The organism is uncultured Methanobrevibacter sp. (assembly GCF_902770715.1).
GTDB lineage: Archaea > Methanobacteriota > Methanobacteria > Methanobacteriales > Methanobacteriaceae > Methanocatella.
Map to the genome: position 1 here is coordinate 48,593 of NZ_CACXTS010000001.1, position 24,554 is coordinate 73,146.

Below are 24,554 nucleotides of genomic sequence, written 5' to 3' on the forward strand. Positions count from 1 at the left end.
ATCGCTTCCTAAATTAGATATATCTCCTTGAATCCAACATACTCCTCATCCCTGCTCCATCCAAGAGCAACATTAGGTATGTAAAAGTGGTCGTTCTTTCTAGGGTAGCCTTCAATAGCTGAATTGAGACCAACTAGAAGCAAAACGCTTTCGGCTCTTGAAAATGCAACAAAATAGAGTCTTGTTAAGTCATCAAATAATCTGTCCTTTTCACTTCTTTCACTTTGGCCGAGTGTGCTGTGCTTTCTTATCGTGTCCTCGATGGTTACCTTGTCCTTCAGTGATTTAGGGAACCTTAGATGCTGAGTTCTCACATCATTGTTTTTGAATTTGGAGCCTACATCAACAATGACCAACGGGAATTCCAATCCTTTGGACTGGTGTATGGACAAGACGTTTACCCTATTGTCCGGCAATGTCTCAAGAAGGGATTCGTCAATTTTAACTCCTCCGGTGGATATCGGTACGAAAATATTCCATATCGCTTCAAGGATGGAGTCCCTTTCATGAGTAGGGCTTATAAATGATATATTTGAATGGTACTCATTGAAAAATCCGGTTTGAGTGATGGATTTTGTAATCGCTTCAAGATATACGATTCCTTCAACATCATCCTGCAGTTCCTCTATCCATGTAGTTATCTTATATGCAAGCTCCATCAGGCTTGCAGACTTCGGCCATTCATCGTATCCCCTTGGTTTTCTAAGTTGCCAGGATGTGACAAATTGGGATAGTGAAATCGGCTCATGCGGTTCCGGATTCAGCTTTATGTATTCCCTGGCCTTGACTCTCCATTGGTTCATCTTATGTATCGCCAGCTTTGGAATTGTCTTGTCCAGCTTTTGTACAGTGCCTTCGGGGTCAATGCATTCAAGTACCAGACCGCAAAAGATTTCAACGATTTCGATGTCCTGCAGTTCAATTCCCCTTGGATTGAACATTTCAATCGGCTGCTTGTACCTTTTGAGCTGTTTTCTTAGGAAATATAGGAATGAACGGTTTCCCCGTTGACGTTCCTTAGGTGAATATGAGAGGATGGCAATATCTGAAGCGGAGCCGTAATCACTATCTAATTTAAGGCTTATCTTATCCATTTCTTTTCCCGCTTTCAGGTTTTCCTCTTTGATCTGCTGCAATTTGGCGATATCCACCTTGCCGTTAACCTTTTTGTAATAATCTTCATTCAAAACTTGCAGGACCTTCAATTCACATTCGCCTTTGTTTACAAGTTTGTTTATCAGTATGGACAGGTCTTTAGCAAGCATTTCAGGGTTATTTCTAAAGAGTCCCAAAACGGGCATTTTATCTTTTTCAAAATCAGGCGCAATGATTTTAGGCTTGTTTTCCACCCGGGCATTCTGGTATTCCCTGTCCAACTCCGCAAATTGGTTGCAATGCTCGATAATATTTTCAGTTGAACGGTAGTTGGTTCTTAAGTTTATCTCTTCAACATCAATGTCCAGACGCTCTTTAACACGCTTAGGGTAATTTGTGAAGAGGTCCACAGTAGCTCCCCTGAATCGGTAGAGGGACTGGTCGTCATCCCCCACAACAGTGATGCTCCCGTCATTTTTCAGTGCAGACTGTGCTATTGTAAAGTAGATGTCCTCCTGAAGCAGATTTGTGTCCTGATATTCGTCAATCAGAACAATCTTTATGTCGTCCAAAAATGATTTCAGATCTTTGTTCTTCAATTTGTTTAGAAACTGCGCTTCAAGCATGGCAAAGTCAATGGTATTTCTGTTTGAAAGGACTTCCTCATATTTTCTGATGCAATCGAGTGCAATCTGCTCTCCGCTTTCCGGTTCGGCATCTCGGTATAACTCCTCAAAGTCGACTTGGTCGTGATATATCCTGTTTTTTATCTTAAGTAGTATTTCGCTGATTTTTGATGGTTCGTTGAGTTTTTCAAGTCCTGTAAGCTCTTTAAGATATTCGACAAGTCTCTTATTGAGATATGTTTCGTCCTGTATTATGATCTTTATCATTGCGGAGTTCGCAACAAATTCTTCAATGACAATGGCTTGGTTTTCTCCAGGTTTTTTATAGTCTCTAAGCAGCTCTTCAGCTATGCTGTCTGTTGTACCGATTTTAATTTGGTTGAAATCAATTCTGTCAATTTGAAGCAGCTTGCTGAAGTCGTCGTCAATTGTGTCAATCAGATGATTTTTAATCTCGTCTCCCCAGCCCAGCACTCTTGAATAAAGCTCTTCTGCTGCTTTTCTGGTGTATGTTGTGGCAAGTATAGAATTCGGTTCGATGTCATCGACAAACAGGTATTTCAATATTTTGAGAACCATAACTGTTGTTTTGCCCGAACCCGGTCCGGCCACAATGAAAAGGGACTTGTTGCTTGGAGATAGTATAGCGCTTCTTTGGTCATTATTTGAGGAAATATCTCGGTTTAATATTTTCACTACAATATCTTCAAATTCTTCATATGAAATCATTTTTTCCCTCTTAATCTAATATGCTTTAATCTATGTAATTAGGTTATTAATAAAGTAATGTAGAGAGCATTTGGAAAGTATTCATTATTTTTAGTCAATTAATGTTTAGCATACCTTTATTATAATCAAAAATTAGAATATGATTGTGAAAGATTTCTTCTTTCATGATATGCATAAATAAGTTAGGAACAATTTTGTTTCTAACTTACTGTTTTTAGATTTACAAAGACTTTAAATAGTATTTAAACTTAAAATATAATTGTTAATTTTAATTTTAGCTGATATTATGTCTGAGGTCAACAATATTGATATGTTCAAAAATGATGTGAGATTTAGGGAAAATATCGCCCACATCGAAACAATACCGGCTAAAGAAGCTAGTTTCAAGAAAGTTGACAATTTAAATGACAGACTAATTGATTATTTGGATTCCAATGATGTAAAGTTGTATAAGCATCAGGCCGATACATATGAGGCCATTAAGGATGGTGAAAATGTAATCATCACAACACCGACTGCCTCCGGAAAAACCCTGGCTTTCAACTTGCCTATTTTAGAGACAATGATTGAGGATCCGGATGCGACCGCCCTTTACATCTATCCGGCAAAGGCATTGTCCAACGATCAGCTGCATGTTCTTGAAAATCTTGAGGAGCAGCTTGAAATAACCGTCAATCCAAGAACCTATGACGGAGACACCCCCCGAGGCGAGAAGAAGGGCATCCGCGAAAAATCCAGAATTGTCTTGACAAATCCCTACCAGCTGCATCTGATTTTGTCATGGCACCATCAATGGACAAGGTTTTATAAGAATCTGAGGTATATCGTAATCGACGAATCACATTACTACAAGGGCGTATTCGGTTCGAACGTCGCATTTCTTATAAAGAGACTGAAGAGAATCGCCAATTTTTACGGATCATATCCCCAGTTCATCCTCTCATCAGCGACGCTGGCAAATCCCCTGGAGCTTGCCAATAGATTGACCGGAGAGGATTTTGTTTTGATAGATGACGATACCTCGCCAAGCGGCGAAAAGGACTTTATCCTGTACAATCCCTTCAAAAATCATCTTCGAAACAAGGCCTATTCTCAAAACGCCCCTTCCGTGCACATGGCAACTGAAAACATTTTCATGTATATGATGCTGAAGAATATCCAGACATTGTGCTTTACGGTTTCCAGAAAGACTACCGAACTGATTGCGATGTGGGCTAAAAAGGACATGACACAGGTCAAGGGAAAGCTGGCCCATAGGATTGCAGCATACAGGGCAGGGTATAGGCCTCAGGAAAGGCGTGAAATCGAAGAAGGCTTAAAGAATGGAAAATATTTGGGCGTTACCTGTACAAACGCACTGGAGCTTGGAATAAACATCGGTTCGCTTGATGCCGTAATCATCTCAGGCTATCCGGGAACCATGATTTCCACATGGCAGCAGGCAGGAAGAGCGGGCAGAAGCAACCAGAAGTCCTTGGCCATTTTGATAGCGTTTGAAAATCAGCTGGACCAATATTTCATGAACAACCCTAAATTTTTCTTTGACAAGCCCCATGAAAACGCAATCATCGACTTGACAAACCCTATTTTGCAGGAAGCCCATTTGCTCTGCGCAGCCAAGGAATTGCCGCTTAAGCGTGGAGAAGCAGAAAAATACTTCGGCATTTCCCAAAATGTGGTAGACTGCTTGGTTTCAAAAAAGGACCTCTATGAAAATCACAGGGGAGACTTCATGTATCCGTATGATGACAATCCTGCCATGGACCATTCACTGGACCAGATTTCATCAGAAGAGTTTAAGGTGATGAATAACGGAAGGCTTCTCGAAACGATGGAAAGGTCTCAGGTTTATAGGGAAGCTCATGAAGGAGCCATCTTAATCAATAAGGGTGACACTTACGTGGTCAACAGCGTCAATCTCAAGAGAGGCTATGTCAACGTTTCACAAAAGACAATAGATTATCATACGATGGTCCTGAACAAGACTGAAATCAACATCAAGAAGAAGCTGTCAAAGACAAGATACGGCGATTTGACAATTAATTTCGGAGAGCTGACTGTAAGCGAAGACTACTTCAAGTATAAGAAAATGCACTTTTCAAAAGCTATCGGAACATATCCTTTGGATTTGCCTCCACTGAAATTCAATACTAAGGGATTATGGTTTACAATTCCAAAAAAGGTCATGGATACATTGGAGGACATGTTTCCTAATGAGGAGGAGGTGTTTGCAGGAGGCCTTCACGGTGCCGAACATGCCCTAATTGGACTTTTCCCGCTCCATACGATGTGTGACAGGTTTGATATCGGAGGACTTTCAACAAATTATCATGAAGACACTCAGGAAGCTACAATCTTCATCTATGACGGCTATGAAGGTGGAATTGGAATAACTGAAAAGGCGGTTGACGTATTTGTCGAATTGCTCAAGTCCACAATTGACCTTCTGAACAACTGCCAGTGCAGAAGCGGCTGTCCATCATGCATATACTCCCCTAAATGCGGAAACGATAACAAGCCACTCCATAAGAATGCAACCAAGTATATCCTTGAATACATGCTTAAACTAATTTCAAATGATTTCGATGGTGAAAAGGAGGAAATAATCGATATTGAAACTCCTGTCGAAGAAGCGGATGAATTCGATGAAGCCTATGAATTATATGAGAAGGGAGACTACTCATCATCCAAGGACATCCTGAACAATATTCTGGCAAATGATAAAAAACATGTAAGGGCATTGGCATTGATGGCTCAAATACTATATAATCAGGACCAGAATGACATCGCATTGCTGTTTGCCAAAAAGGCTTTGGCCATAGATAAGTCTAATGAGATGGCAAACGAGCTTGAAGTATTGCTTACAAACGGGCCTAATGAAAAAGATTCAGATTTCAGTTCATTGGATGATGTAGAAGCATTGTATGAGGAGGCATATGATTTATATGAGCAGGGAGATTTGGAAACCTCCTTGGAGATTCTAGAAAAGCTTCTGGACTTCGATGATAAAAACTCTGAAGCATTGGCATTGGTGGGTTTGATTTATTATCAGTCAGGATTTTTCCCAAAGGCCATTGAATATTATAGAAAAGCAATAAAAATAAATAAAAATGGTGAAATGGTTAAGGAATTGAAGATGAGAATTTCATAGGGCTTTTAACTGTAAGGAGTAAAGCCGGTCTCGAAATGCTCACACACTTTTTCCAGTTCTTCCGGAATGTCTATTTTTTGGGTGCAGTAATCAAGACATGTTCCGCAATATGTGCATTCGTCTGCAGGAACCTTTTCGTCTGCCAGCTTATCGTAATACAATCTGTAGATATCTGATTCAGGCTGGTTTTTACTGGTATTGTACAGATTGAAGTATTCTGGAATTGGAATCATTTCAGGGCATGCATCCACACAGTATCCGCATTCGCTGCATGGAACGGCAAGGTTTTCGGAAAGCTTTTGAGCCATTTTCTCTAAAAACTCATTTTCCTCATCGCTCAATATTTCGAAGTTTTCATAGGTGTCAATGTTATCGAGAAGGTCATCCATTTTGCTCATTCCGCTCAATACGATTTTCACGTGTTCAAGTGATGCACAGAATCTTATGGCCATGCTGGCTATTGACTTGTCCGGATTGAATTGCTTGAAATCATTTTTAATCTCATCTGAAGGGTTTACAATAACTCCCCCTTTCAGTGGTTCCATTACATAGACGTCAAGGCCATGTTTAGCGCATAGATCATAGCATTTGTGGGCTTCAATGGATGGATCTTCCCAGTCGAGGTAGTTGAGTTCAAGCTGGACGATGTCAAAGAGGTCTCCGTACTCATCAAGAACCTTTTCAAGTAAATCTGCCTTGTCATGAAAGCTGAAACCAATCTCTTTTGCAATCCCGTCCTCTTTCATCTTTTTAACATATTCGAAGGTATTTGCGTTCACTGCATTTTTAAACCATGGGCCGTTAATGTTATGGATGAAAAAAACGTCAAAGTAATCTATTCCCAGCCTTTCAAGCATTTCTTTTACGAATTTGTCGTTGTCCTCTTCGCAGGTCAATGCCCATGTAGGCATTTTATCACAGATTTTAAAGGATTCGCGCGGATATCTCTCAACAACTGCCTTTCTGATTGCAGTTTCACTGGTGCCGTTGTGGTAGGCGTAGGAAGTGTCAAAATAGTTGAATCCTTTTTCCATGTAAATGTCAACCATTTCATTAAATAGGTCCTGGTCAATTGATGTCGGGTCATTTGCATCAGTTAGCGGAAGCCTCATGCATCCGAAACCGAATTTTGATTTGTAAGTCATAATACTATCTCCTTTAAATATAAATATTAATGTGTTACGTATTTAAATGTTGCCAATATCAACATTTTGTAGTGTATTGCAAGGATGATGGGAGCTGGGTTTAAACTGATTTGAATAGGATACATTTAATTATATAGTGAATTAAATACAATAATATCTATTTAATTATAGATTAAATAAAATTGTAATTTGGGTGATAACATGATTATGGTATTGGCAAAAGCTATTCCAAACGATGAAGAAGCAAAAGCAAAAGTCATTGAATTTGCACAAGATTTAATCGAAAAATCTAAAGCGGAAGAAGGAAACGTCGACTACAATTTATTTGAAAATACCGGCGACGGTTCATTAATGTTTGTTGAACAATGGGAATCCAAAGAAATTTTAGGAAAACATTTGCAAACCGAACATTTCATTAATTTCGGAGCTAACATTGACGGACTTCTTGCAGGCGACCTTGAAATTAATGTTTTCGATGCAGAAGCAACCGATTTATAAATTTGATATTGGTTAGACTTTAACCAATATTTTTTTTACTTTTTTTTATTTTCCGATGTATTACTTCCAGTTTTATAGATTATTAAATACTTTTATAAATCAACAAAACAATAATTATAATATTAATAATTATATAAGAGGAGTAGTAAAATGCACGAATTATCTATGGCTCAGGGCATTATTAATGCAGTTTTAGAAACTGCCGAAGCCAATAATGCAACTGAAGTTAATGAAGTCACCGTTGAAGTCGGCAGATTAGCTATGATTAATCCGGAACAATTGCAGTTCATATTGGGCGTATTAGTTGAAAATACCCTAATGGAAGATGCAGAGATAAAATTTGAAGAGATTCCTGCTGAAATCCAATGTTATGACTGTGATTTTAAAGGTGAAGCCATTTTGGATGATAAAGATCATTATGCTCCTATGGTCAAATGTCCGAAATGCGATAGTCTTAGTGTAGAAACTTTAAACGGTAAGGATATTGTTGTTAAAAACATTGTTATAGAAAAACCTGATGATACATAAATCATAGGAGATGAAAAAATGCACATGATTGCTGATGTTGAAGTAGAAAAGAATATAATGGACGCTAATAAGAAGTTAGCTCATAAAAATTTACATAAATTGGAAGATAACGGAATATTCTGTGTTGATTTTGTCGGTGCAATAGGTTCCGGTAAAACAACTCTCGTAGAAGAAATAATTGATAATACTGATTATAAAATCGGCGTATTGGCCGGAGACGTCATCTCAAAATTCGATGCAGGACGTATCGAAAAGCATGATGTTCCTGTCGTCGGATTGAACACAGGCAAAGAATGTCACTTGGACGCTCATTTAGTCGGCCACGGACTTGCAGACTTGCCATTGGAAGACTTGGACATGGTAATCATTGAAAACGTAGGCAACTTGATTTGTCCGGTTGACTTCGAGCTCGGTTCCCATTTGAGAATCGTTGTTGTCAGTGTCACTGAAGGTGACGACACAGTAGAAAAGCACCCAATAATTTTCCAAACTTCAGATGTTGTTGTGATCAACAAAGTTGATTTGGCAGATGCCGTTGGCGCTGATGCTGACAAGATGGTGGCAGACGCTCAAAAATTAAACCCTAAAGTCAAAGTAATCAAATCCAGCTTAAAAGAGGGTTTAGGTTTGGATGAAATTATAGCTGCAATCGAAGAAGCTATGAATAATTAAATGATATAATCAGGTGGTTTCATGAAAGTATGGATTGATATCTCAAATGCGCCTCATGTAAGGTTTTTTAAGGATGTAATCAAGTATCTGGAAGCTGAAGGCGAGGATGTAATTGTTACTGCTAGGCAGTTTGGAGATATCCATAAGTTAATGGACATGTATGATATTGATTTCATATCTGTCGGAAAGCATGGTGTAAGCCTTTATGACAAGTTGAAGGAAAGCACATCAAGAGTCTATAATCTTGTTGATGTTATACATGACGAAAAGGTGGATGTTGCCCTTAGCAAGCATTCCATTGAACTTCCTAGAATCAGTTTCGGTTTGGGAATTCCAAGTTTATACGTTTTGGATAATGAGCATGCATTGGCCGCCAATAAGCTCACTCTGCCATTATGTGACAGAATCATTACTCCAAAAATCATTGACATGTGGAAACTGATGAAATTCGGTGCAGATCCAAACACTATCATTTCATATGACGGAACCTCTGAATTGATGCATTTCAAAAGTTTCAAATATAACGATAACGTTTTTGATGATTTAAGTCTTGATTTGAAACATCCGAAAACAATTCTGATGAGACCTGAACCTTCACTTGCGTCCTACTTGGATGCGGACTGCAGAAAATCAGTTCTCTCTCCAATCGTTGATGAATTGAAGAATGTGGCAAACATTCTCATTCTTCCAAGATTCAAGGAACAGGCTGAAATCTTTGAGGGAATCGATAATGTTTCAATATTGAAACCTCCTGTCGACACTTCAAGTCTGATTAAGAAATGTGACCTTGTAATAGGTGCCGGTGGTACAATGAACAGGGAAGCTGCAATCTTGCAGACTCCGGTTATTTCATGTTATCCTGGTGAAACATTGTCTGTAGATCAGTATTATATCAATCATGGATTGATGTACAGGTCTAATGATACCGATGAGGTTATCCACAAGGCTTTGGAGTTCATAGTCAATCCTCATGAGCAAATCGATATCAAGACAGATGACTTGTTCCAAATTATTATAGATAACTTATACGATTTAGCTAAAAATGGTAAATAGTTTTTTATAGTATTACTTTTAAATATTTTATACATATGTATATTTTATTGGGCTGGTAGCTCAGATGGTAGATCGTCGCCTTGGCATGGCGGAGGCCCCGGGTTCAAATCCCGGTCAGTCCACTTATTAATTTTTAAAATAAAAGAGAATTGTGATTAAATTATGTTATTAATTGCTCAGAACCATTTACAATTAATTGTAGAAGTCGGGTTAATGCTGTTTGTATCTTTGGTATTTTTCCTTAACCTGATTCCGTTATCACTGAGTGTAGTGACCTTCTTATCATTGTTCTTAATGGGAGGTTTCACACTTCTTTTCGGAGCGGATATTGCACTTCTTGTAATATCTTCAAGTCAGGCGGAATTTACTCACCCATTCGGGCCATTGGCATTGCTCGGTGCAGTAACTGCACTTGCTTCGCTGAAAGTGATGAAGGAATCGGGAGTGGACATACGACCTCTTAGAAGATTTGTCATACTCTTCATCGGATGTATCACCATATTCGGTGGATTGATGCACAGGTCATTTTTAGTCTTATGGTTATTGGGATTATTCTTAGGTTATCTGATGATTTCCAAATCATTCAGGGAAAAGTCCGTATTCACCCTTAGAAGAGTTTTAATATTCATCGGAGCAGCCTGTGTAGGTTTCATCCTTCTGGAAGTAATTGCACGTGTAAGTGGAATGACAATTTTCTCTCCACTCTTGAGGATGGGTAGGATTGAACAATACTCTTTATCAAGTATCAAAACTGTATTAAACAACATTCAATTGATTGGACATAATGCAAAGGCTTCCTATTGGGGTGCTGAAGGTACGGCATTTGCTGAAGGGTATATTACACTGCCGATGCAATTCGTACTGTTCTTCGGTCTTCCGTTCCCAATGTTTTTCGGTGTATTGGTTAACCAAAAGGATACAATCGATTATATGCTTCCGGGTATCTTCGGTTGGGGATTCGACTTCGGTATTTTAGGTCTTGTAGGATTGATGGTATTTGTTCTTGGAACAATCCTTATAGGATTTAAGATATTGAACATCTACAGAGAGAAAAGAGAAAAGAACAACAAGAAATACTTAGGAAGGGAAGTATTATTAACTGGAGCATTAGCAGCATTCTGCGCACAGGCATTAATCGGTATGTTTGTATTCAACAGGTCCATCAACGGTATGGCTCTTTTGACATTCATATTTGTAGGCGCACTGATACTGGCTAATGTCGTCACACTTAAATCAAGAGAATAGAGGTAATTATATGAAAGCTTTGGTATTGCTTGGATGCCCTGAAACTCCATCACAAACTCCAATGGCAGTTTATGTATTCAACAAGTTAACAAAAATTGGTTATGATGTAACAATCGCAGCCAATCCTGCAGCTTCCAAATTAGTAAGGATATCAGACCCTGAAGGTTTTTACAAACTTAACCTTGTCGATTTGGAAAGGGCTTTGGGAGACATTAATGAAGGCGATTATGATTTATTAGTAGGATTCGTACACAAGGATGCGGCCGCTTCATTCTTCGTAACATTCGATCAGATTTTACAGACCAAATCATTGGCATTGGTATTTTCAAGAGATGCTGATGAGGTTGCGGAATTCGTCAACATGATTGAAGAGAGTGGAAGCAATGCTAAAATAGCAGCTGTCAGAGCTTTCCATAATCCTTCACCAATCAAAGTCAAATTCGACAAAGCGATAAAGGAGTTTGAATAAGATGTCATTCTGTTTAGATACTTATCTTCAACAATCTGATAACTATGAAATTCATGCAGCAAGAGCTGGTTTTAAAGACTGTGCAATGATTATCCGTTTCAAGGCTAATGATATTGTCTACATTAAACCGGGCGATGAAGTCTTGGGAGTTAGAGTCATTGGCATTCCTCCAATTCCAATTGGATTTGACCATGAAAAGGGAACTGTTTTTTTACCTTACACAAAACCTTGTCATGGGACTTCCGTTGTGGAGCTTCCAATTGACGAAGAGGAAATTGAAAAAATCAGAAAGTTAGACACTGGTAATAAAAAATGAAATCAACTGTTGTAGGTAGTTTTCCGGCCGAGGAAAGCTCACCATCTAATTTTAAGGATAAGCTATTGAATACTTTCGGGTCTTATGACCCGTTCAAGGAAGCTATCAGAACTAGCGTAATAGCTCAGCTTGATGCTGGAGTCGACATCATATCCGACGGCCAGGTCAGAGGCGATATGGTATCCATTTTCACTGAATATATTCCTGGAATGAAAATTGAAGACGGAAATACATTCATTGTAGGCAAAATAAGAAATCCGACTCAAGAAATTTCAATCAAGGACCTGCAATATGCAAAGAAAGTGATGGCAGAATATTACGGCGGAAAGATTCCTGAAGGAAAAGGCATTAAGGGAATAATCACCGGACCGAATACTATTGTCCATTCATCCAGAATAACCTCTTTTTATAAAAGCAAGGAAGATGCGATAATCGATTTGGCGCATAGCCTGAAGGTTGAAGCCGATGCAATAGCCAAAAAGGTAAAGCCCGCTTACATTCAGATTGACGAACCTTTCCTGTCAACAGGAATGGTTGATATGAATACCGCACGCGAAGCTATCGGAATCATCAAGGACGGTCTTGAAGTGCCTTTGGGAATGCATGTCTGTGGCATATTAAAGGATGCCTTTAAGGACATTGCCAAGTTCAATGTGGATATCCTTGATTTTGAATTCGCCGGAAACAATGTAAATTTAGGCGTTTTGGAAGAAAACGCTTCATTGATTCGCGATAAAAAACTGGGTTTCGGTTGCGTTGATTCTTCTGTAAATACTGTCGATGATATTGATGACATCGAAGAGTTGGTAACCAAAGCCATTGACATAGTCGGAAAGGATAACCTGATTCTAGATCCTGATTGCGGACTTAGAAGAGCTCCAAAAGATGTTGCCTTTGAAAAGTTAAGGTTAATGAACGAAATTAAGGATAAGTACTCTTAGATAAAATGAATTTCGGTTTTTCTCCTGTCGGCTTGCTGTTTTTATTGATGCTTTTTGTTCCAAATATCATATGGTCAAAAAACCAGCCTAAAGATTATGAGCAATATTCCAAAAGTGAAAATAGGTTATTGCTTGCTTTTGAAAGAATCGGTGAAGTATTGGTTACTGTGCTTTCTCTGTTCTGCGGTGTTGGCTTTCAGTTTTCCTTTCTGCTGATTTTAGGATTTATCATTCTGATTATCTATGAGCTTGCATGGATGAAGTATTTCAGAAGCGATAAGACAATGAAGGATATGCTCGCCAGTTTTCTTAGGATTCCAGTCCCTATTGCTTGCCTGCCCGTTTTGGCATTTTTGATATTGGGGATTGTTTCAGGCAACATATTTTTGATAGCATCTTCTATAATTTTAGCTATTGGCCACATAGGCATCCATCTGGACCACAGAAGAAATCTTTAATCATTAATTTTTTGTAATTATATTTGATAAACAGTTCAGTATAAAAAAAGAAAAAAGGAAAAAATAATCTATTTATAAATTTTAGAAGTTACTTTTCCTTTTGTAAAGTAGATGTGGAAATTATAATAGTTCTTTTTAGCTATTTTTGTAATCACGATTTTTGCTGTTGCAGAACCTTTATAATTTTTGCTTGTTGGAGTAATTTTAACTTTATGTGTTCCTACAGAGTATTGGTTTGTCAAAATTCCGGCAATACCGTTCTTTTTATCATCCGGATCATAGCCTGTAACAAGCTTTACGGTCTTGTATTTTTTGCCGGTATATATTTTCAAGGTTAATCCAACTCCGTTAAGTCCTTTTTTGCTGGATTTGTCCTTAACTTGAATGTCCACGCATCCGCCGGCAAAATCACGGGTTTTTATTTTATAGCTTTTTGTTTTAATGGTCAGGGACCTTGGCTTGATGACAACCTTTGAAGTCTTTTTGGTTGCCTTTGCATTAACGGCGCTGATTATTATCTTATGTGTACCCTTAGATAGTGTTGAGGCCTTATATTTGGCATTACCATAGGTGTTGGTAGTCAGTGTAACTGTTTTGGACTTTTTGCCAGTATATACCTTTAAAGTCAGCCTTACGCCTTTAACCCCCTTATTGTTGGAATCGACAACTTTGATGTTAAATGTTTTTCCTGACTTGTAAATGGTTGTCAATGCTTTCGGATTGATTTTAACGCTTTGCTTTGAAACCTTGACGTTTTCAAAAATCACATCTTCAAAGTAGGTGTCATAGCAATTGAATTCCACGTTATAAGTGCCGGCAGGAAGTTTTTTGTAATTCCATTTGTATGTAGCCATTCCATTTGCATTGGTTTCCAATATGCCCCAATCATAATTGGAACTGGTGTCGGAATAAATGAAATAGTTAACTAGGTTATTTTTCATTGGAGTGCCGTTCAAATCAGTTAATGTAATTGTGTATGCCTTATCATGGATGTATTTTCCTGATTGTTTGACTGTGATTTGAGAGTCATACGAATCATCTTCCTCATCACTTTCATCTTCATAGGTTTCGTTGGTGTAATCAACTTCAACATTTCCGTTTTCAGCCTCTGTGTCAGGGGCATCGTCAGTCGTTATTTCAGTATTGGTGTCTGTATCAACCGTTTCATCCGTTGCATTAACGTCACTTGCGCTGACGGAGGAAATGGCTGCGATTGCTACAATTACCAATATCAGTATTGGTATGTGTTTCTTCCTAAACATTTCAATCCCTAATTTTCCTTTATAAAAAGTTGCTTGTACTTAATAATATGTTTTCATATTATTTTAAGTTATTCAAAGCAAAAATTACATGGGTATGAGAATTTTGCTAAACGAAATTGTTTAATTTAACAGTTTTTCTGAAAATTTTATAAATAGTTGTGTGAAATGAACGGAAAATTAATGTAGATATTCTTTTTCAAACAGGTTTGTTTTTAAAATGAAGCCTCTTGCTCATCCGTAGAATTCATCCAATGCATTTTCACCCATATCCTTGGACCCGTCACTCATCACGGCAAAGGTGATTCTTATGGAATAATCTGGATTGTCGTTTATAAAATCATCGCATGCCTGAATAGCCTTTTGCCATGCCTGCCTTTTAGGGTATCCGTATATGCCTGATGAAATCAATGGAAAGCCAATTGTATGGCAGCCGTTTTCCTTAGCCAAGGCCAATGAGCGCCTATAGGCATTTGACAGAAGTTCCGCTTCATTGCTATCTCCGCCGCTCCAGATTGGCCCGACTGCATGGATGATGTATTTTGCCTTAAGATTAAATCCGGGGGTGATTACGGCATTCCCGGTTTCACAATGTCCGATTTCGGAACAGGCATCTGCAAGCTCGTTTGCTCCTGCTTTTCGAAATATTGCTCCGCATACTCCTCCGCCTTCATGAAGCCTGCTGTTAGCGGCATTTACAATCACATCAACGTCAAGGTCGGTTATGTCTATTTTTTTAACTTCAATATTTCTTTTCATTTTAATCAGTCCCTATTAAATCATTTTTGTTAGCTATTATTTATTTTTAGTCATTTTTATCTAAAATCCAATAAAATTTAAATAATTATTCAATCTAAATATAATTAATACATATTTTATTTAAAAATAAAAGGAGGGATAGGTCATGAATAGGAGTTCCATAATTGCAATTTTGGCAGTTCTGGTCATTGCTTGCGTTGCTGGTTTCTTATTTTTCGGAGGATCATTTGGCGGTGATGTGATTAAGGTAGGTTCAACTGAATTCAAGGCACCTGAAGGATATCATCAAGGTGCTCCCAATAAATTGGGTCATGTCTCCATGTCCAATGGTACTAATGAGATTTACTTAACCGAATTAAACGGAACTGACGTCAATGTACACATCAAGGGATATCAGGATTACCTTAAAACACAGAATCAATCAATAAAAGTTTCAAACATGAACATTGATAATGTGGACATATATAAATCCAGCAATGATGAACACCCTTACAATGTCCATTATTGGTTTGTTAAAAATAATCATACCTATAATGTCTACAAATGGGATGATAACAGAAATATGGACAAAACAGTAATAGATTTAGTCAAGTCATAACTGATTTGTTTCTAATTTATCATATTCTGGCTTGGTTGGCAATTTCAAATTCTTTAATTTGCGGGATTGCCGATCAACAACTTTTTTTTTAAAATTTAAATCTGCGAGTTTCACATTATTTTTTTGATGAAAATCTCATCTGGAAAGGCTATTTCTAATGAATTAAGGATATTTTATAAAAATAAGATTGATTAGGAAAGATTTCCTAATCTGATTTAATTAGCTAAAGAAAATTGGGTCTATGTCGGTGGATATTACTTCCACATTCTCAATATGAAGGATATTGCTTAGTCCGCTGCCAAATGTCCTGTTTTCCAGTACATTGCAGGTTATATTGTTTGAAACTGACACGCCTGTAGTCACATCTTCATTTATTTTAATTGCATCAGATGCATTCATTACAAGGTAATACTCATCAGTTGTATAAATAACATAATTTGAATCAAATTCCTTTAACCAGTTTAAAGTAGTATGATTATAGGTTTTGAAGAAAGGTTCAATCGGTATTATGCTGACCATTTCGGAAACTTTCATGGGTGATTTGGTTTCAATAGATAGTGTTGTGCTGTTTGTTGTATTGTTTTCAGTTATTGCATATGCCGCAGACAGCCCAATAACTGCCGCTATTGCAATTACCAGTATTAATGTAAATTTCTTTTTCATAATTGTACCCTTAAATATTATTTAATGGATAATATGTACATTATTATATTTATCATTTTATATTTTGAATAATATTGAAATAAATGAAATTTTTATTAATGTAATGTTTATTTGCCATTATGTATTCTATTAATTGCGCGGAAGTGATGGATGAGTTATTTTAGGATATTGTAATCTTATGGATGGTTTTTAGTTTTGAATATTTGCCTCAAAAAGTTTCGTTAAAAGCAAAACTGGATGTTTGCATAAAATTTAAATAAAATTGTATCTTAATAAATTAATGTTGATAAAAATAAGTTACATGTCTTTTATTCTATAGATTATAATTGCTTCTGATATCATGAAAAGGGATTCTAAATTTTTCAAATATTTTATTCTGACTGATCCTGGAAGTTTGTCAATGAAAGAGAGGATAGGCATCATTCTTATTCCTTTAATTTTTATCACATGCCTGTTATTGCACATGTTAATTACTTCCCATGAACCTTTGATATTATTGTGGCTGTTGGGGATTTGGGTATTCTTCATCGGTTTGGATTATCCGCTGATTTATTTTGAAGAATATGAGGAAAAATACGGATGGTACTCCAAAATAAGGTTGGGATCTACCTATCAGATTATGTCCAAAACCCTTTCTTATCTAATTCCTGGACTGATAATAAATATTCTATTTGTAGGATTAATACTGCAAAACATAACAAAAGCCTCCCTAATAGCTTTTGCATTCGTACTTCCCTTTTTAGCTTTATTTTTCAGGACTGATGTTTTTAACGATGACAGTTCTGTTGAAGGTGAGGAAATCATTTTGGGATATCATCCAACAATTTATGGGCTATTGAGTTTAATTTTAGGCATTTATGGCTATTTGAATGTGGATAAATTATTGAATTCAAATTTTAACCTTGCAATCGCATTATTCATCATAACACTGATGTTTCAGATACTGCTTTTGATTCCGGACAAATTGAACAAGATCCTGTTTTTTGAAGTTAGAAGAAAAGAAGGCTTTTTGGCATATGCCTGTTTGATGATATTATGTTATGCGCTGCTTTTCTCCATTACTGCCGGGAGAGTCTTTTTAAGTGATGTCAATCTTGATTTGTCATTTGAAGGCATTGCAAGAAAAGCTATTGTCTGGGGAACGGGAATTATAATAGCAATACTTTATATACGAAAAATTAAGGATATGAATCGGAAATAATATTCTTATTCTATTCAACGCTATTGTAAAAATCCTTTAATTTTTTTTTATCTTCTTCGATAGGTCATAGCTATGTTTAGAATAATTTCTTTCAAAACATTCGTTAGAAACTATGAATGGTTATTAAATGATGGTCAAAAATATGTAACTAAAAAAGTAGACACTGTTAATCAGATTATTGAAATTGATTTGATATAACTTTATATAGATTGATTTACATATATTTAACTATAAAATTGAAGGAGGTTTTCCATGGTTAACTATATTGAAGAATTAGATTCATTATTGTCAGAGATGCCTGAAATAGAATGTTGGTTAGATATAAACTATTTAAATGAAATATCTGATGAAATTGTCAATCTAGAGGATTATGTTCCAAAAGATATAGAATTATTTTTACCAGACTATGAATTGAGATCCTCCTTTTTAGATAATCATGACTATTTAATTGATAATGAATTTCACACCAAACAAATTTTAGATCAAGGTGCTGCTGGAACTACCTGGCAAGAACATGTTTCTGTTTATGATGATTTCTTTAGAAAGCATCCTGAATTTTCTAAATTAATTAAAAATCAACAAGCATATTCTACATGGAAACAAGAAGAACCTTACTATTATAGTGCTTAATTTTTTACTATTTTTGTTTAGAATAATTTCTTTCAAAACATTCGTTAGAAACACCACTTATTTTTCCTTATATTAACCGATTAAACACTTAAAAATTCTTCTTCAAAAAAAGTTGTGAGGACATCATTTTTATGCCCTTAAATGGAGGTAGGTTTCCTCAAAAATCATACAGTCGAAGACAGTTTCAACCTTCTTTTCAGGGATTTTTGAGGACATTGTCCAATCATGAAAAAAATGAGGGTGGTTTCCTCATTTAACGATATTCATGTTTGAAGTTTTTGTCATATAGCTTGGATGCATTAAAGTCGCCAGGGTCTAGGACATCTCCCACTACAATCATTGCAGTCTTTGTTATATTGGCATCTTTAACTTTTTCTGCAATATCCTTGAGGGTTCCTCTAATTATTTGCTGGTCTGGCCAAGTTGCCTTTTTGACAACTGCAACTGGGGTTGTATCTTCATAGCCCTCAAGCAGTTCATCAACCACCTTGTCAATCATACCAATTCCCAAAAAGATGCACATTGTTGCGTGGTGCTTTGAAAAACTTGCAATACTTTCGCCGCTAGGCTTAGGAGTTCTTCCTTCAGGACGTGTGATGATTACGCTTTGTGAGATTTCAGGCAGGGTCAATTCAGCTTCCAATACGCTTGCTGTTCCGAATAGGGAGCTCACTCCAGGAATGATTTCGTATTCGATGTCATGCTTTTTAAGCTCACGTATCTGTTCGGCTATTGCTCCGTAGATTGAAGGGTCTCCTGTGTGTACACGGGCAACCAATTTGCCTTCATTAACGGCTTCAGTAATGATTGCATCGGTTTCATCCAAATTGAGATATGCGCTGTTGTGAATTTCACACCCTTCCTTTGCAGGACATAATACCTCTTTGTTTACAAGTGAACCGGCATAGATGATTACGTCAGCCTCTTCAATAACTTTTCTTCCTTTGACGGTTATTAAGTCAGGATCTCCCGGACCTGCACCAATGAATATAACTTTTCCTTTCATGATTAATTCTTTATTTCAAATATTATTTAATAATTTTGTATCAAATTTGACTTTTAATCTAAGAAAACTTTATTAATTTCAAGAATAATTAAAAAATATGAATGATAAAGGTTTTATTTCAGTTGAATACATTTTTGCATTCTTCATAATCATAACTATTGCTTGCGGCCTTTTGTTTTATAGCGAATCAACAGTTGGTTCAAGTTTCAATATTGAAGATAGCATAACCCACAGGATAATTCTGGATGATGTCGCATACAGGATTTGCCAGGTGAATTCGAACGGCGTCGGATATTCGAAGAATTTGAAACTACCGGGCGATATGGGATACTTTGAAATCACAATAGACAAATCAAAAGCGACAATAGAATACGACGGCAAAAAGGGCGAAACATTCCTTCCGCTTGCAAATGCAGATTCCAAATATAGGCTCATCAGCGGGCGAAGCTACTGCATCACAAAAACAGGTGATGGGATTGTGATATCATGATGGACGGCAGAGGCCAGATGTCGGCGGAGCTTCTCTTTCTCTTCGGGATTCTGATAGCCGCAGCAATGATTTCAATCGTGTTCATTGCAGGAGAAAATGAGCTGAACGTTGCAATGAGTGCCGCAAAAAGCGGGGCGATTGAAGGAGCATCATCCTCTTCAGGAGCAATCTATCCGGCTGATGCCTTTAGGGACTATTCAAATTCGAAAACCAATCTGCTGCATCCCTATTCGGTTGAAATCATAAACGTTTCATATTCAGACATTGGAGAGGATGCTAACTACGGCAAGAAAAGAATCCAGTTCAAGGTATATGCCAGAACCTCGGACAGGTTCGACAATGAAGATCTGGTTTCGATAGGCGACAGGATAAATTATGATTTGAGAAAGTCAATTGCCGTCAGCTTCAATTCAACCAAATCAACAAACAGGCTGTACAATCCGGTTTTTTCACCCCATTATGTCTACACAACAGCTAATGTTAAATGGGTTTAAGTCCAAAATATTATTGATGTCTGAATGAAAATGGAAAAAACTGTTTTGAAAGACAAGTCTTTAGATGAAATATTCGCACCTATTGACGATAGGGACAAATTTGATGGAATGAGGGATTAAAATCACGGAAGAAACTTTTGATGCAATAGCTTTGAAGCTGCAGGATGAATTGGTTGACATCATCAAAAGTGGCATTGACGTCAATGACTATCAGCTGATAATGTACAAGTACATTTTCATAAGCGAATTAAAGGTGCCTTTGTTTGAGGATATAGGTTTTGAAATTTGTGATGATTCATTTGTCCTGTATGTAATTCCTGATGATTTGGAATTTGACTTGCTTAGAAAGCTGGATGATGCTTTTGATAAGTTTAAGGTTACTTTCATGCCCAATCCATATAATTTAATAAAATTAAGGTTTAGTTTGTGTGATTAGATGTATAGCGATGAAGAAAAGAAGCAATTGATGGATGACTTAAAGGAAATGGAAACATTCAAGGCCGATGTCGGCGATGAGGGAAAGATACTTCAGGAAGACTTGAAGGAGTATTTTATCAATGGAAACGGTGATAAGGAGGATTTGATATTCAGAATAGAGCTCTATTTCTATGCATTCAAGCTATTCTGCAGAAAAAAGGTCATCATCGATAGAAATCAGTTCACAATATTTTTAAATGATTCGCTGCTGGATTGGCATTTGATCAATTTGGTCATGCAGGACTTAACGGATTTTGAACTTGAAATCGAAGCCGTTAAAGAAAATAAGGATGTATTGATAAATCTTAATTTCACGTTGCATTACTAGATTTTAAAGATTTTGCGGGCGTTGTTGGTGGTTACTTCATCAACAGTCTCAACGTCCATGTTCTTAAGTTCTGCAATTTTATAAACTGCATTTACAACATTTGCAGGTTCATTCCTGTCTTCTTTTGTCATTGCAAGGTATGGACTGTCAGTTTCTGTTAAAATATAATCCAAATCTATTTTTTTAATCAAATCCTGATGCTTTTGGGAATAGCATAGCATGGTGGAAAAGCTCATGTAGGCATTTCCCATATTTTTTATTCTTTTTGCGGTCTTCAAGCTTCCCCCATAGCAATGGAAAACGAAATAGGGGATGTTGTCATAATCTGCTATGATGTTGACTGCCTTTTTCTCACAGTCCCTCACATGCATCACAATCGGCTTTTCATATTCGTTTGCAAGATTTAAAAAACCTGTAAAGATTTCCTGCTGCCTTTCGCGCAATGCCTTGTCTGTTACATAAAAATAGTCCATTCCGACTTCACCGACAGCTACGATTTCATCGAGATGTTTGACGACATTTTCGTGTGCTGTTTTAATCTCTTCTTCAGTTGCATTCTGTGAGCTTACAGGGTGGAATCCGAAAGTGGGATAAATGAAATCCTCATAATCCTTTGAAAGCTGAAGCACTTTCATGTTGCTGTCATTGCTGTATCCTGAAACAATAACATGGTCTAATTTGTCTTTCGCCCTTTTGATGACGTCTTCACGGTCGTCGTCAAAGTCTTCAAAATCAATATGGCAATGTGTGTCTATCATTATGCACCGAACCTTCTGTCTCTTGCTTGATATGATCTGATTGCCCTTATGAAATCAACTTTTCTGAGTTCAGGCCATAAGGTTTCGCAGAAATATAATTCTGAGTATGATGATTGCCAGAGCAGGAATCCGCTTAAGCGCTCTTCTCCGCTTGTTCTTATGATGAGGTTAGGGTCATCAAGCCCTCCGGTATAGAGGTTTTTGCTTACAAGGTCCTCATCCACATCGTCAATGGAAATCTTCCCGTCCTGCACATCCTTGATAATCTTTTTGAATGAGTCAATGATTTCCAGACGGCCGTCATATCCAATAGCTAAGTTGAGAAGTCTTTTGTTATAGTGGGCTGTTGCTTCTTCTGCTTCCTTAATGGCTTCCTTTACATTGTCCGGAAGCAGTTCTGTTCTTCCGACAACTTTAATTTTAACTTCATGCTTGTGAACCTTTTCATTGGTGACGATTTTCTTGAAATTGATAACGAATAGATTCATCAGTCCTTCAACCTCATGCTGAGGCCTGTTGAAATTTTCTGTGGAAAAAGCGTAAGCGGTAATGATTTCAATTCCAAAGTCGATACTCCAGTCCAAAACCTTTTCCAAGGTGTCCACTCCTATTTCATGTCCCTTGACAACGTCCATGTTTCCTTGGAGTTTAGAATACCTTCTGTTCCCATCCATGATTATAGCAACATGCTTTGGCATTTTTTCAGGCACCAAATCCCTTGAGATGTACCATTCATATATTCTGTAAAGTATGTTTTCTGCCATTTTCATCACTTAAAAATCATCCAAGCTATTGGCCAGAATAAGACTGCGCACATAACCTTCAATGCTTTGGTCCCTACTTGTATCGATGTATATCTTGTCCATTCCAAAGGTTACTGCTCCGTAACTTGGCCAGGAATTAAGCAGAACCAATGTTCTGAATATGATGTTTCCGACCCTTCCGTTAGGAGCGACAATGATGTTGCATTTATCGTGAATCGCTTTTTCAACCAATATATAGTAGTTTTTGACTTCTTCAGAAGTGTTCTCCTCAATGAGTTTTGTCAGTTTTTTGCTTTCGATTATTGATTTTGTTACTTCATCGCCTCTGCCGTAATCGTCTTTTCTTCCTTCGGCAAGAACAGCAATTTTAGGAGTTTTATCTAGTCTTTTTAAAAATCTGATGCAGTTTTCAACAATTTCGAATCTTTCTTCGACAGTCTCTCCTTCATCTATTCCAACAGGGGTCAAAAGGAATTCGAATTCATCTCCGCTGACAAAAGTCGCCCTTGAAATGCGGGGATAGCTTTCCTTCAGTTCTTTCATAATGTTGGAAGCCGGAAGGGATCCTCTCACTACTCCATCTATCTTATCATCTAAAACAGCGTTGACTAAGTCTTTGTCACGATATATTAGTTTTAAGTTTGTTTTTGGGTGTTTTTCTTTAAAAATATGACAAGCCTGTATAATATTTTCGTTTTCTCCAACACCAATAGCTATTGTTTTCATTAGATTATAATTTGTATTTTCATATATAAATTAATTTTTCTATTGTTCGCATAATTCAGGGCTATCCCGAATAACATTTTCATTTGTCATTGAAGTTTTCGATTGCCGAATCCACAAGTTTCAGGATTGACTGGGACAGGTCGGGATATGAGCCGCTTATCGGCACCGGAATGTTGTCGCAGTAGACGACTTCAAGGCCTGCAGCTATCGCATCCTTTGTGGCGACATCAACTGCCGCAGCTTTCAATTCAGTAAGCATCACTTCTGCCTTGTCCATGTATCTTTTCATGTCTTCTCTAAGAAGCGGCCTGTTTGATAGGTGTGCTGTTGTGCCTATGACTTCACAGCCGAAGTTCTCCTCCAGATAATCCACCAGCTTGTCCTTTACGTCTTCAGGTGCGGTTGTTGCAAAGAGCACCTTCTTGCCGGATATGTCATCCAAAGGCTTAGGTCTGAAGACTGTTGCTATTACGGTTGCATCCGGATTGACCTCATCCACAAATTCCTCGATTTTCCTGATTTTTTCATCGGAGCACATCGGCTCTTCGCACATTGTCAGTATGACAAGGTCCCCAAGGGCTATCCTGTACGGTCCGAAGAATGTTGTCAGGTTTTCAATCGGCTGGTTGGCACCTACAAGGGCAATTTTTTTGTCTGTCCTGATTGGAGGTATCGCAGCTCCGCTTCCCTCAAAGATGACGAATTTGGAATCGACTCCATTGGCCAGTCTGGCTCCCTTTTTCATGTTGGTGAGGAATACTTCTCCTGCCATTCCTCCTCCGCAGCGCCTGCAGCCTATGGTAAGTATCCTGCTCATCAGGGCATCTTCCCAATGGTCGCTTGCTGCATGGACTCCTTTTTCTGACTGCTCGAGGAGAAATTCCGCATTGATTTCAAGATTTTCCCCGTGGACGATTTCAGGCTCTTCAGGTCCTCCCCTACCCATTGCGATTACGCAAGGTTCATAGCCGTTCCTGTCGATGAGCCTTGATACATATCCTGAAACCGCTGTTTTTCCAATTCTCTTTCCGGTTCCGAGAATTGTGATTGACGGCTTTTCCATTATGTCGTATTGTGATATAGGTTCGAATTTGAAGTCGGGACCCTGATAGGTTATCTCTTCATTCAGGACCCTGCAGGCTATTCTGAATCTTTTCGAATAGTCGAGTATCGGCTCGTCGCTTAGGTCAAAGACAGTGTCCGCATCATATTTTCGAATCATTTCGACAATGATGTCGTAGGGGATGTCCTTGTCCTTTGCAAACTGGACAGGAACTCCCAGCTTTTCTGAATATGTGTCTTCAGAATCGTCCCTAAGCTTTTCTGTTCCTCCGATAAAGACGGCTCCAATTACATCGATGTGTTCCAAATTGTTCAGGGTATCTATTGCTTCTTGAGTGACTGGCAGATAGTGTTCACCATCAACTAAACAAAGCATCTTGTTTAGGGCTTTCATGATAATTAATATGTTTTAA

28 protein-coding genes and 1 tRNA gene are annotated in these 24,554 nt (G+C 37.7%); 19 read left to right on the forward strand and 10 right to left on the reverse strand.

All coding sequences use genetic code 11. The features are described from left to right. Window positions 1-8 precede the first annotated feature (8 nt). Window positions 9-2,450, reverse strand: a complete 2,442-nt coding sequence (locus QZU81_RS00285; RefSeq protein ID WP_295588829.1) for a DEAD/DEAH box helicase — start codon at window positions 2,448-2,450, stop codon at window positions 9-11. 286 nt (window positions 2,451-2,736) lie between these two features. On the opposite strand from QZU81_RS00285, the gene QZU81_RS00290 reads away from it, so the two are divergent. Continuing rightward, entirely contained in the window at window positions 2,737-5,601 is a 2,865-nt protein-coding gene (locus QZU81_RS00290) for a DEAD/DEAH box helicase (protein ID WP_295588830.1), read from the forward strand. A 5-nt stretch (window positions 5,602-5,606) separates the two neighbouring features. Here the strand turns inward: QZU81_RS00290 and QZU81_RS00295 are convergent, their stop codons facing one another. Continuing rightward, window positions 5,607-6,746 (reverse strand): aldo/keto reductase, encoded by a 1,140-nt coding sequence (locus QZU81_RS00295; RefSeq protein ID WP_295588832.1) that lies wholly within the window; start codon window positions 6,744-6,746, stop codon window positions 5,607-5,609. Between the two features lie 201 nt (window positions 6,747-6,947). Here QZU81_RS00295 and QZU81_RS00300 point away from each other — a divergent pair, with 201 nt between their 5' ends. The 10 genes from QZU81_RS00300 (at window position 6,948) to QZU81_RS00345 (ending at window position 12,926) form a co-directional block, all read left to right on the forward strand. Beyond that, on the forward strand, window positions 6,948-7,244 hold the full coding sequence (locus QZU81_RS00300) for a putative quinol monooxygenase (RefSeq protein ID WP_295588834.1): 297 nt from the start codon (window positions 6,948-6,950) through the stop codon (window positions 7,242-7,244). 150 nt (window positions 7,245-7,394) lie between these two features. Next, entirely contained in the window at window positions 7,395-7,772 is a 378-nt protein-coding gene (hypA, locus tag QZU81_RS00305) for a hydrogenase maturation nickel metallochaperone HypA (protein ID WP_292825948.1), read from the forward strand. 18 nt (window positions 7,773-7,790) lie between these two features. Beyond that, window positions 7,791-8,444: a hydrogenase nickel incorporation protein HypB gene (gene hypB / locus QZU81_RS00310; protein WP_292825945.1), complete on the forward strand. Its 654-nt coding sequence runs from the start codon at window positions 7,791-7,793 to the stop codon at window positions 8,442-8,444. 21 nt (window positions 8,445-8,465) lie between these two features. Continuing rightward, on the forward strand, window positions 8,466-9,497 hold the full coding sequence (locus QZU81_RS00315) for a DUF354 domain-containing protein (protein ID WP_292825942.1): 1,032 nt from the start codon (window positions 8,466-8,468) through the stop codon (window positions 9,495-9,497). A gap of 49 nt (window positions 9,498-9,546) precedes the next feature. Beyond that, a tRNA-Ala gene (locus QZU81_RS00320) sits at window positions 9,547-9,619 on the forward strand. 40 nt (window positions 9,620-9,659) lie between these two features. Continuing rightward, window positions 9,660-10,742 carry a hypothetical protein gene (locus tag QZU81_RS00325; protein WP_295588837.1) on the forward strand — a complete coding sequence of 361 codons (1,083 nt, stop codon included), beginning with the start codon at window positions 9,660-9,662 and terminating at the stop codon, window positions 10,740-10,742. Between the two features lie 10 nt (window positions 10,743-10,752). Beyond that, window positions 10,753-11,211, forward strand: a complete 459-nt coding sequence (locus QZU81_RS00330; protein WP_292825936.1) for a DUF1890 domain-containing protein — start codon at window positions 10,753-10,755, stop codon at window positions 11,209-11,211. Window position 11,212: 1 nt separating this feature from the next. Next, entirely contained in the window at window positions 11,213-11,527 is a 315-nt protein-coding gene (locus QZU81_RS00335; protein WP_292825934.1) for a DUF1894 domain-containing protein, read from the forward strand. Beyond that, window positions 11,524-12,468: a methionine synthase gene (locus QZU81_RS00340; RefSeq protein ID WP_295588840.1), complete on the forward strand. Its 945-nt coding sequence runs from the start codon at window positions 11,524-11,526 to the stop codon at window positions 12,466-12,468. The genes QZU81_RS00335 and QZU81_RS00340 overlap by 4 nt, the downstream gene beginning before the upstream one ends. A 5-nt stretch (window positions 12,469-12,473) precedes the next feature. Then, on the forward strand, window positions 12,474-12,926 hold the full coding sequence (locus tag QZU81_RS00345) for a hypothetical protein (RefSeq protein WP_295588842.1): 453 nt from the start codon (window positions 12,474-12,476) through the stop codon (window positions 12,924-12,926). Between the two features lie 68 nt (window positions 12,927-12,994). Here the strand turns inward: QZU81_RS00345 and QZU81_RS00350 are convergent, their stop codons facing one another. After that, the gene (locus QZU81_RS00350) at window positions 12,995-14,188 is read right to left on the reverse strand and encodes a hypothetical protein (RefSeq protein ID WP_295588843.1); all 1,194 of its coding nucleotides are present in this window, start codon (window positions 14,186-14,188) and stop codon (window positions 12,995-12,997) included. 231 nt (window positions 14,189-14,419) lie between these two features. Beyond that, the gene (locus QZU81_RS00355; protein WP_295588844.1) at window positions 14,420-14,944 is read right to left on the reverse strand and encodes a macro domain-containing protein; all 525 of its coding nucleotides are present in this window, start codon (window positions 14,942-14,944) and stop codon (window positions 14,420-14,422) included. 145 nt (window positions 14,945-15,089) lie between these two features. Between QZU81_RS00355 and QZU81_RS00360 the strand changes: the two genes are divergently transcribed. After that, window positions 15,090-15,542: a hypothetical protein gene (locus tag QZU81_RS00360; RefSeq protein ID WP_295588846.1), complete on the forward strand. Its 453-nt coding sequence runs from the start codon at window positions 15,090-15,092 to the stop codon at window positions 15,540-15,542. A 219-nt stretch (window positions 15,543-15,761) separates the two neighbouring features. Here QZU81_RS00360 and QZU81_RS00365 read toward each other — a convergent pair whose 3' ends face one another. After that, window positions 15,762-16,205 carry a hypothetical protein gene (locus tag QZU81_RS00365; protein ID WP_295588848.1) on the reverse strand — a complete coding sequence of 148 codons (444 nt, stop codon included), beginning with the start codon at window positions 16,203-16,205 and terminating at the stop codon, window positions 15,762-15,764. 400 nt (window positions 16,206-16,605) lie between these two features. Between QZU81_RS00365 and QZU81_RS00370 the strand changes: the two genes are divergently transcribed. From QZU81_RS00370 to QZU81_RS00380, 3 genes are all read left to right on the forward strand, one after another. After that, on the forward strand, window positions 16,606-17,406 hold the full coding sequence (locus QZU81_RS00370; RefSeq protein WP_295588849.1) for a hypothetical protein: 801 nt from the start codon (window positions 16,606-16,608) through the stop codon (window positions 17,404-17,406). A 72-nt stretch (window positions 17,407-17,478) separates the two neighbouring features. Next, a complete protein-coding gene (locus tag QZU81_RS00375; RefSeq protein ID WP_295588850.1) occupies window positions 17,479-17,604 on the forward strand; it encodes a hypothetical protein in 126 nt (41 codons plus the stop codon). Window positions 17,605-17,658: 54 nt separating this feature from the next. Beyond that, entirely contained in the window at window positions 17,659-18,036 is a 378-nt protein-coding gene (locus QZU81_RS00380) for a hypothetical protein (RefSeq protein WP_295588851.1), read from the forward strand. A 253-nt stretch (window positions 18,037-18,289) separates the two neighbouring features. On the opposite strand, the gene cobM is transcribed toward QZU81_RS00380, so the two are convergent. Then, entirely contained in the window at window positions 18,290-19,042 is a 753-nt protein-coding gene (gene cobM / locus QZU81_RS00385) for a precorrin-4 C(11)-methyltransferase (RefSeq protein ID WP_292825914.1), read from the reverse strand. 97 nt (window positions 19,043-19,139) lie between these two features. On the opposite strand from cobM, the gene QZU81_RS00390 reads away from it, so the two are divergent. From QZU81_RS00390 to QZU81_RS00405, 4 genes are all read left to right on the forward strand, one after another. Next, window positions 19,140-19,532, forward strand: coding sequence for a hypothetical protein (locus QZU81_RS00390; protein ID WP_295588853.1), 393 nt, complete (start codon window positions 19,140-19,142; stop codon window positions 19,530-19,532). A gap of 17 nt (window positions 19,533-19,549) precedes the next feature. Next, window positions 19,550-20,026, forward strand: coding sequence for a hypothetical protein (locus QZU81_RS00395; RefSeq protein WP_295588855.1), 477 nt, complete (start codon window positions 19,550-19,552; stop codon window positions 20,024-20,026). 151 nt (window positions 20,027-20,177) lie between these two features. Continuing rightward, window positions 20,178-20,462: a hypothetical protein gene (locus QZU81_RS00400; RefSeq protein WP_295588857.1), complete on the forward strand. Its 285-nt coding sequence runs from the start codon at window positions 20,178-20,180 to the stop codon at window positions 20,460-20,462. After that, on the forward strand, window positions 20,463-20,831 hold the full coding sequence (locus QZU81_RS00405; RefSeq protein ID WP_295588859.1) for a hypothetical protein: 369 nt from the start codon (window positions 20,463-20,465) through the stop codon (window positions 20,829-20,831). Here the strand turns inward: QZU81_RS00405 and QZU81_RS00410 are convergent. The 4 genes from QZU81_RS00410 to QZU81_RS00425 form a co-directional block, all read right to left on the reverse strand. Continuing rightward, window positions 20,828-21,589, reverse strand: coding sequence for a TatD family hydrolase (locus tag QZU81_RS00410; RefSeq protein WP_295588861.1), 762 nt, complete (start codon window positions 21,587-21,589; stop codon window positions 20,828-20,830). The genes QZU81_RS00405 and QZU81_RS00410 overlap by 4 nt on opposite strands. Beyond that, complete coding sequence (uppS, locus tag QZU81_RS00415) at window positions 21,589-22,353, reverse strand: polyprenyl diphosphate synthase (RefSeq protein ID WP_295588863.1); 765 nt, start codon at window positions 22,351-22,353, stop codon at window positions 21,589-21,591. Before uppS ends, QZU81_RS00410 begins: the two co-directional genes overlap by 1 nt. 9 nt (window positions 22,354-22,362) lie before the next feature. Then, window positions 22,363-23,079 carry a methanogenesis marker protein Mmp4/MtxX gene (mtxX, locus tag QZU81_RS00420; RefSeq protein WP_295588865.1) on the reverse strand — a complete coding sequence of 239 codons (717 nt, stop codon included), beginning with the start codon at window positions 23,077-23,079 and terminating at the stop codon, window positions 22,363-22,365. 79 nt (window positions 23,080-23,158) lie between these two features. After that, window positions 23,159-24,535, reverse strand: coding sequence for a 2,3-diphosphoglycerate synthetase (locus QZU81_RS00425; protein WP_292851720.1), 1,377 nt, complete (start codon window positions 24,533-24,535; stop codon window positions 23,159-23,161). Window positions 24,536-24,554 lie beyond the last annotated feature (19 nt).

What these genes read in the sequence shown, in the direction of transcription:
- QZU81_RS00285 (WP_295588829.1), bottom strand. Translation starts at nt 2,450, where the DNA reads ATGATTTCATATGAAGAATTTGAAGATATTGTAGTGAAAATATTAAAC.
- QZU81_RS00290 (WP_295588830.1), top strand. Translation starts at nt 2,737, where the DNA reads ATGTCTGAGGTCAACAATATTGATATGTTCAAAAATGATGTGAGATTT.
- QZU81_RS00295 (WP_295588832.1), bottom strand. Translation starts at nt 6,746, where the DNA reads ATGACTTACAAATCAAAATTCGGTTTCGGATGCATGAGGCTTCCGCTA.
- QZU81_RS00300 (WP_295588834.1), top strand. Translation starts at nt 6,948, where the DNA reads ATGATTATGGTATTGGCAAAAGCTATTCCAAACGATGAAGAAGCAAAA.
- hypA (WP_292825948.1), top strand. Translation starts at nt 7,395, where the DNA reads ATGCACGAATTATCTATGGCTCAGGGCATTATTAATGCAGTTTTAGAA.
- hypB (WP_292825945.1), top strand. Translation starts at nt 7,791, where the DNA reads ATGCACATGATTGCTGATGTTGAAGTAGAAAAGAATATAATGGACGCT.
- QZU81_RS00315 (WP_292825942.1), top strand. Translation starts at nt 8,466, where the DNA reads ATGAAAGTATGGATTGATATCTCAAATGCGCCTCATGTAAGGTTTTTT.
- QZU81_RS00325 (WP_295588837.1), top strand. Translation starts at nt 9,660, where the DNA reads ATGTTATTAATTGCTCAGAACCATTTACAATTAATTGTAGAAGTCGGG.
- QZU81_RS00330 (WP_292825936.1), top strand. Translation starts at nt 10,753, where the DNA reads ATGAAAGCTTTGGTATTGCTTGGATGCCCTGAAACTCCATCACAAACT.
- QZU81_RS00335 (WP_292825934.1), top strand. Translation starts at nt 11,213, where the DNA reads ATGTCATTCTGTTTAGATACTTATCTTCAACAATCTGATAACTATGAA.
- QZU81_RS00340 (WP_295588840.1), top strand. Translation starts at nt 11,524, where the DNA reads ATGAAATCAACTGTTGTAGGTAGTTTTCCGGCCGAGGAAAGCTCACCA.
- QZU81_RS00345 (WP_295588842.1), top strand. Translation starts at nt 12,474, where the DNA reads ATGAATTTCGGTTTTTCTCCTGTCGGCTTGCTGTTTTTATTGATGCTT.
- QZU81_RS00350 (WP_295588843.1), bottom strand. Translation starts at nt 14,188, where the DNA reads ATGTTTAGGAAGAAACACATACCAATACTGATATTGGTAATTGTAGCA.
- QZU81_RS00355 (WP_295588844.1), bottom strand. Translation starts at nt 14,944, where the DNA reads ATGAAAAGAAATATTGAAGTTAAAAAAATAGACATAACCGACCTTGAC.
- QZU81_RS00360 (WP_295588846.1), top strand. Translation starts at nt 15,090, where the DNA reads ATGAATAGGAGTTCCATAATTGCAATTTTGGCAGTTCTGGTCATTGCT.
- QZU81_RS00365 (WP_295588848.1), bottom strand. Translation starts at nt 16,205, where the DNA reads ATGAAAAAGAAATTTACATTAATACTGGTAATTGCAATAGCGGCAGTT.
- QZU81_RS00370 (WP_295588849.1), top strand. Translation starts at nt 16,606, where the DNA reads ATGAAAGAGAGGATAGGCATCATTCTTATTCCTTTAATTTTTATCACA.
- QZU81_RS00375 (WP_295588850.1), top strand. Translation starts at nt 17,479, where the DNA reads ATGTTTAGAATAATTTCTTTCAAAACATTCGTTAGAAACTATGAATGG.
- QZU81_RS00380 (WP_295588851.1), top strand. Translation starts at nt 17,659, where the DNA reads ATGGTTAACTATATTGAAGAATTAGATTCATTATTGTCAGAGATGCCT.
- cobM (WP_292825914.1), bottom strand. Translation starts at nt 19,042, where the DNA reads ATGAAAGGAAAAGTTATATTCATTGGTGCAGGTCCGGGAGATCCTGAC.
- QZU81_RS00390 (WP_295588853.1), top strand. Translation starts at nt 19,140, where the DNA reads ATGAATGATAAAGGTTTTATTTCAGTTGAATACATTTTTGCATTCTTC.
- QZU81_RS00395 (WP_295588855.1), top strand. Translation starts at nt 19,550, where the DNA reads ATGTCGGCGGAGCTTCTCTTTCTCTTCGGGATTCTGATAGCCGCAGCA.
- QZU81_RS00405 (WP_295588859.1), top strand. Translation starts at nt 20,463, where the DNA reads ATGTATAGCGATGAAGAAAAGAAGCAATTGATGGATGACTTAAAGGAA.
- QZU81_RS00410 (WP_295588861.1), bottom strand. Translation starts at nt 21,589, where the DNA reads ATGATAGACACACATTGCCATATTGATTTTGAAGACTTTGACGACGAC.
- uppS (WP_295588863.1), bottom strand. Translation starts at nt 22,353, where the DNA reads ATGGCAGAAAACATACTTTACAGAATATATGAATGGTACATCTCAAGG.
- mtxX (WP_295588865.1), bottom strand. Translation starts at nt 23,079, where the DNA reads ATGAAAACAATAGCTATTGGTGTTGGAGAAAACGAAAATATTATACAG.
- QZU81_RS00425 (WP_292851720.1), bottom strand. Translation starts at nt 24,535, where the DNA reads ATGAAAGCCCTAAACAAGATGCTTTGTTTAGTTGATGGTGAACACTAT.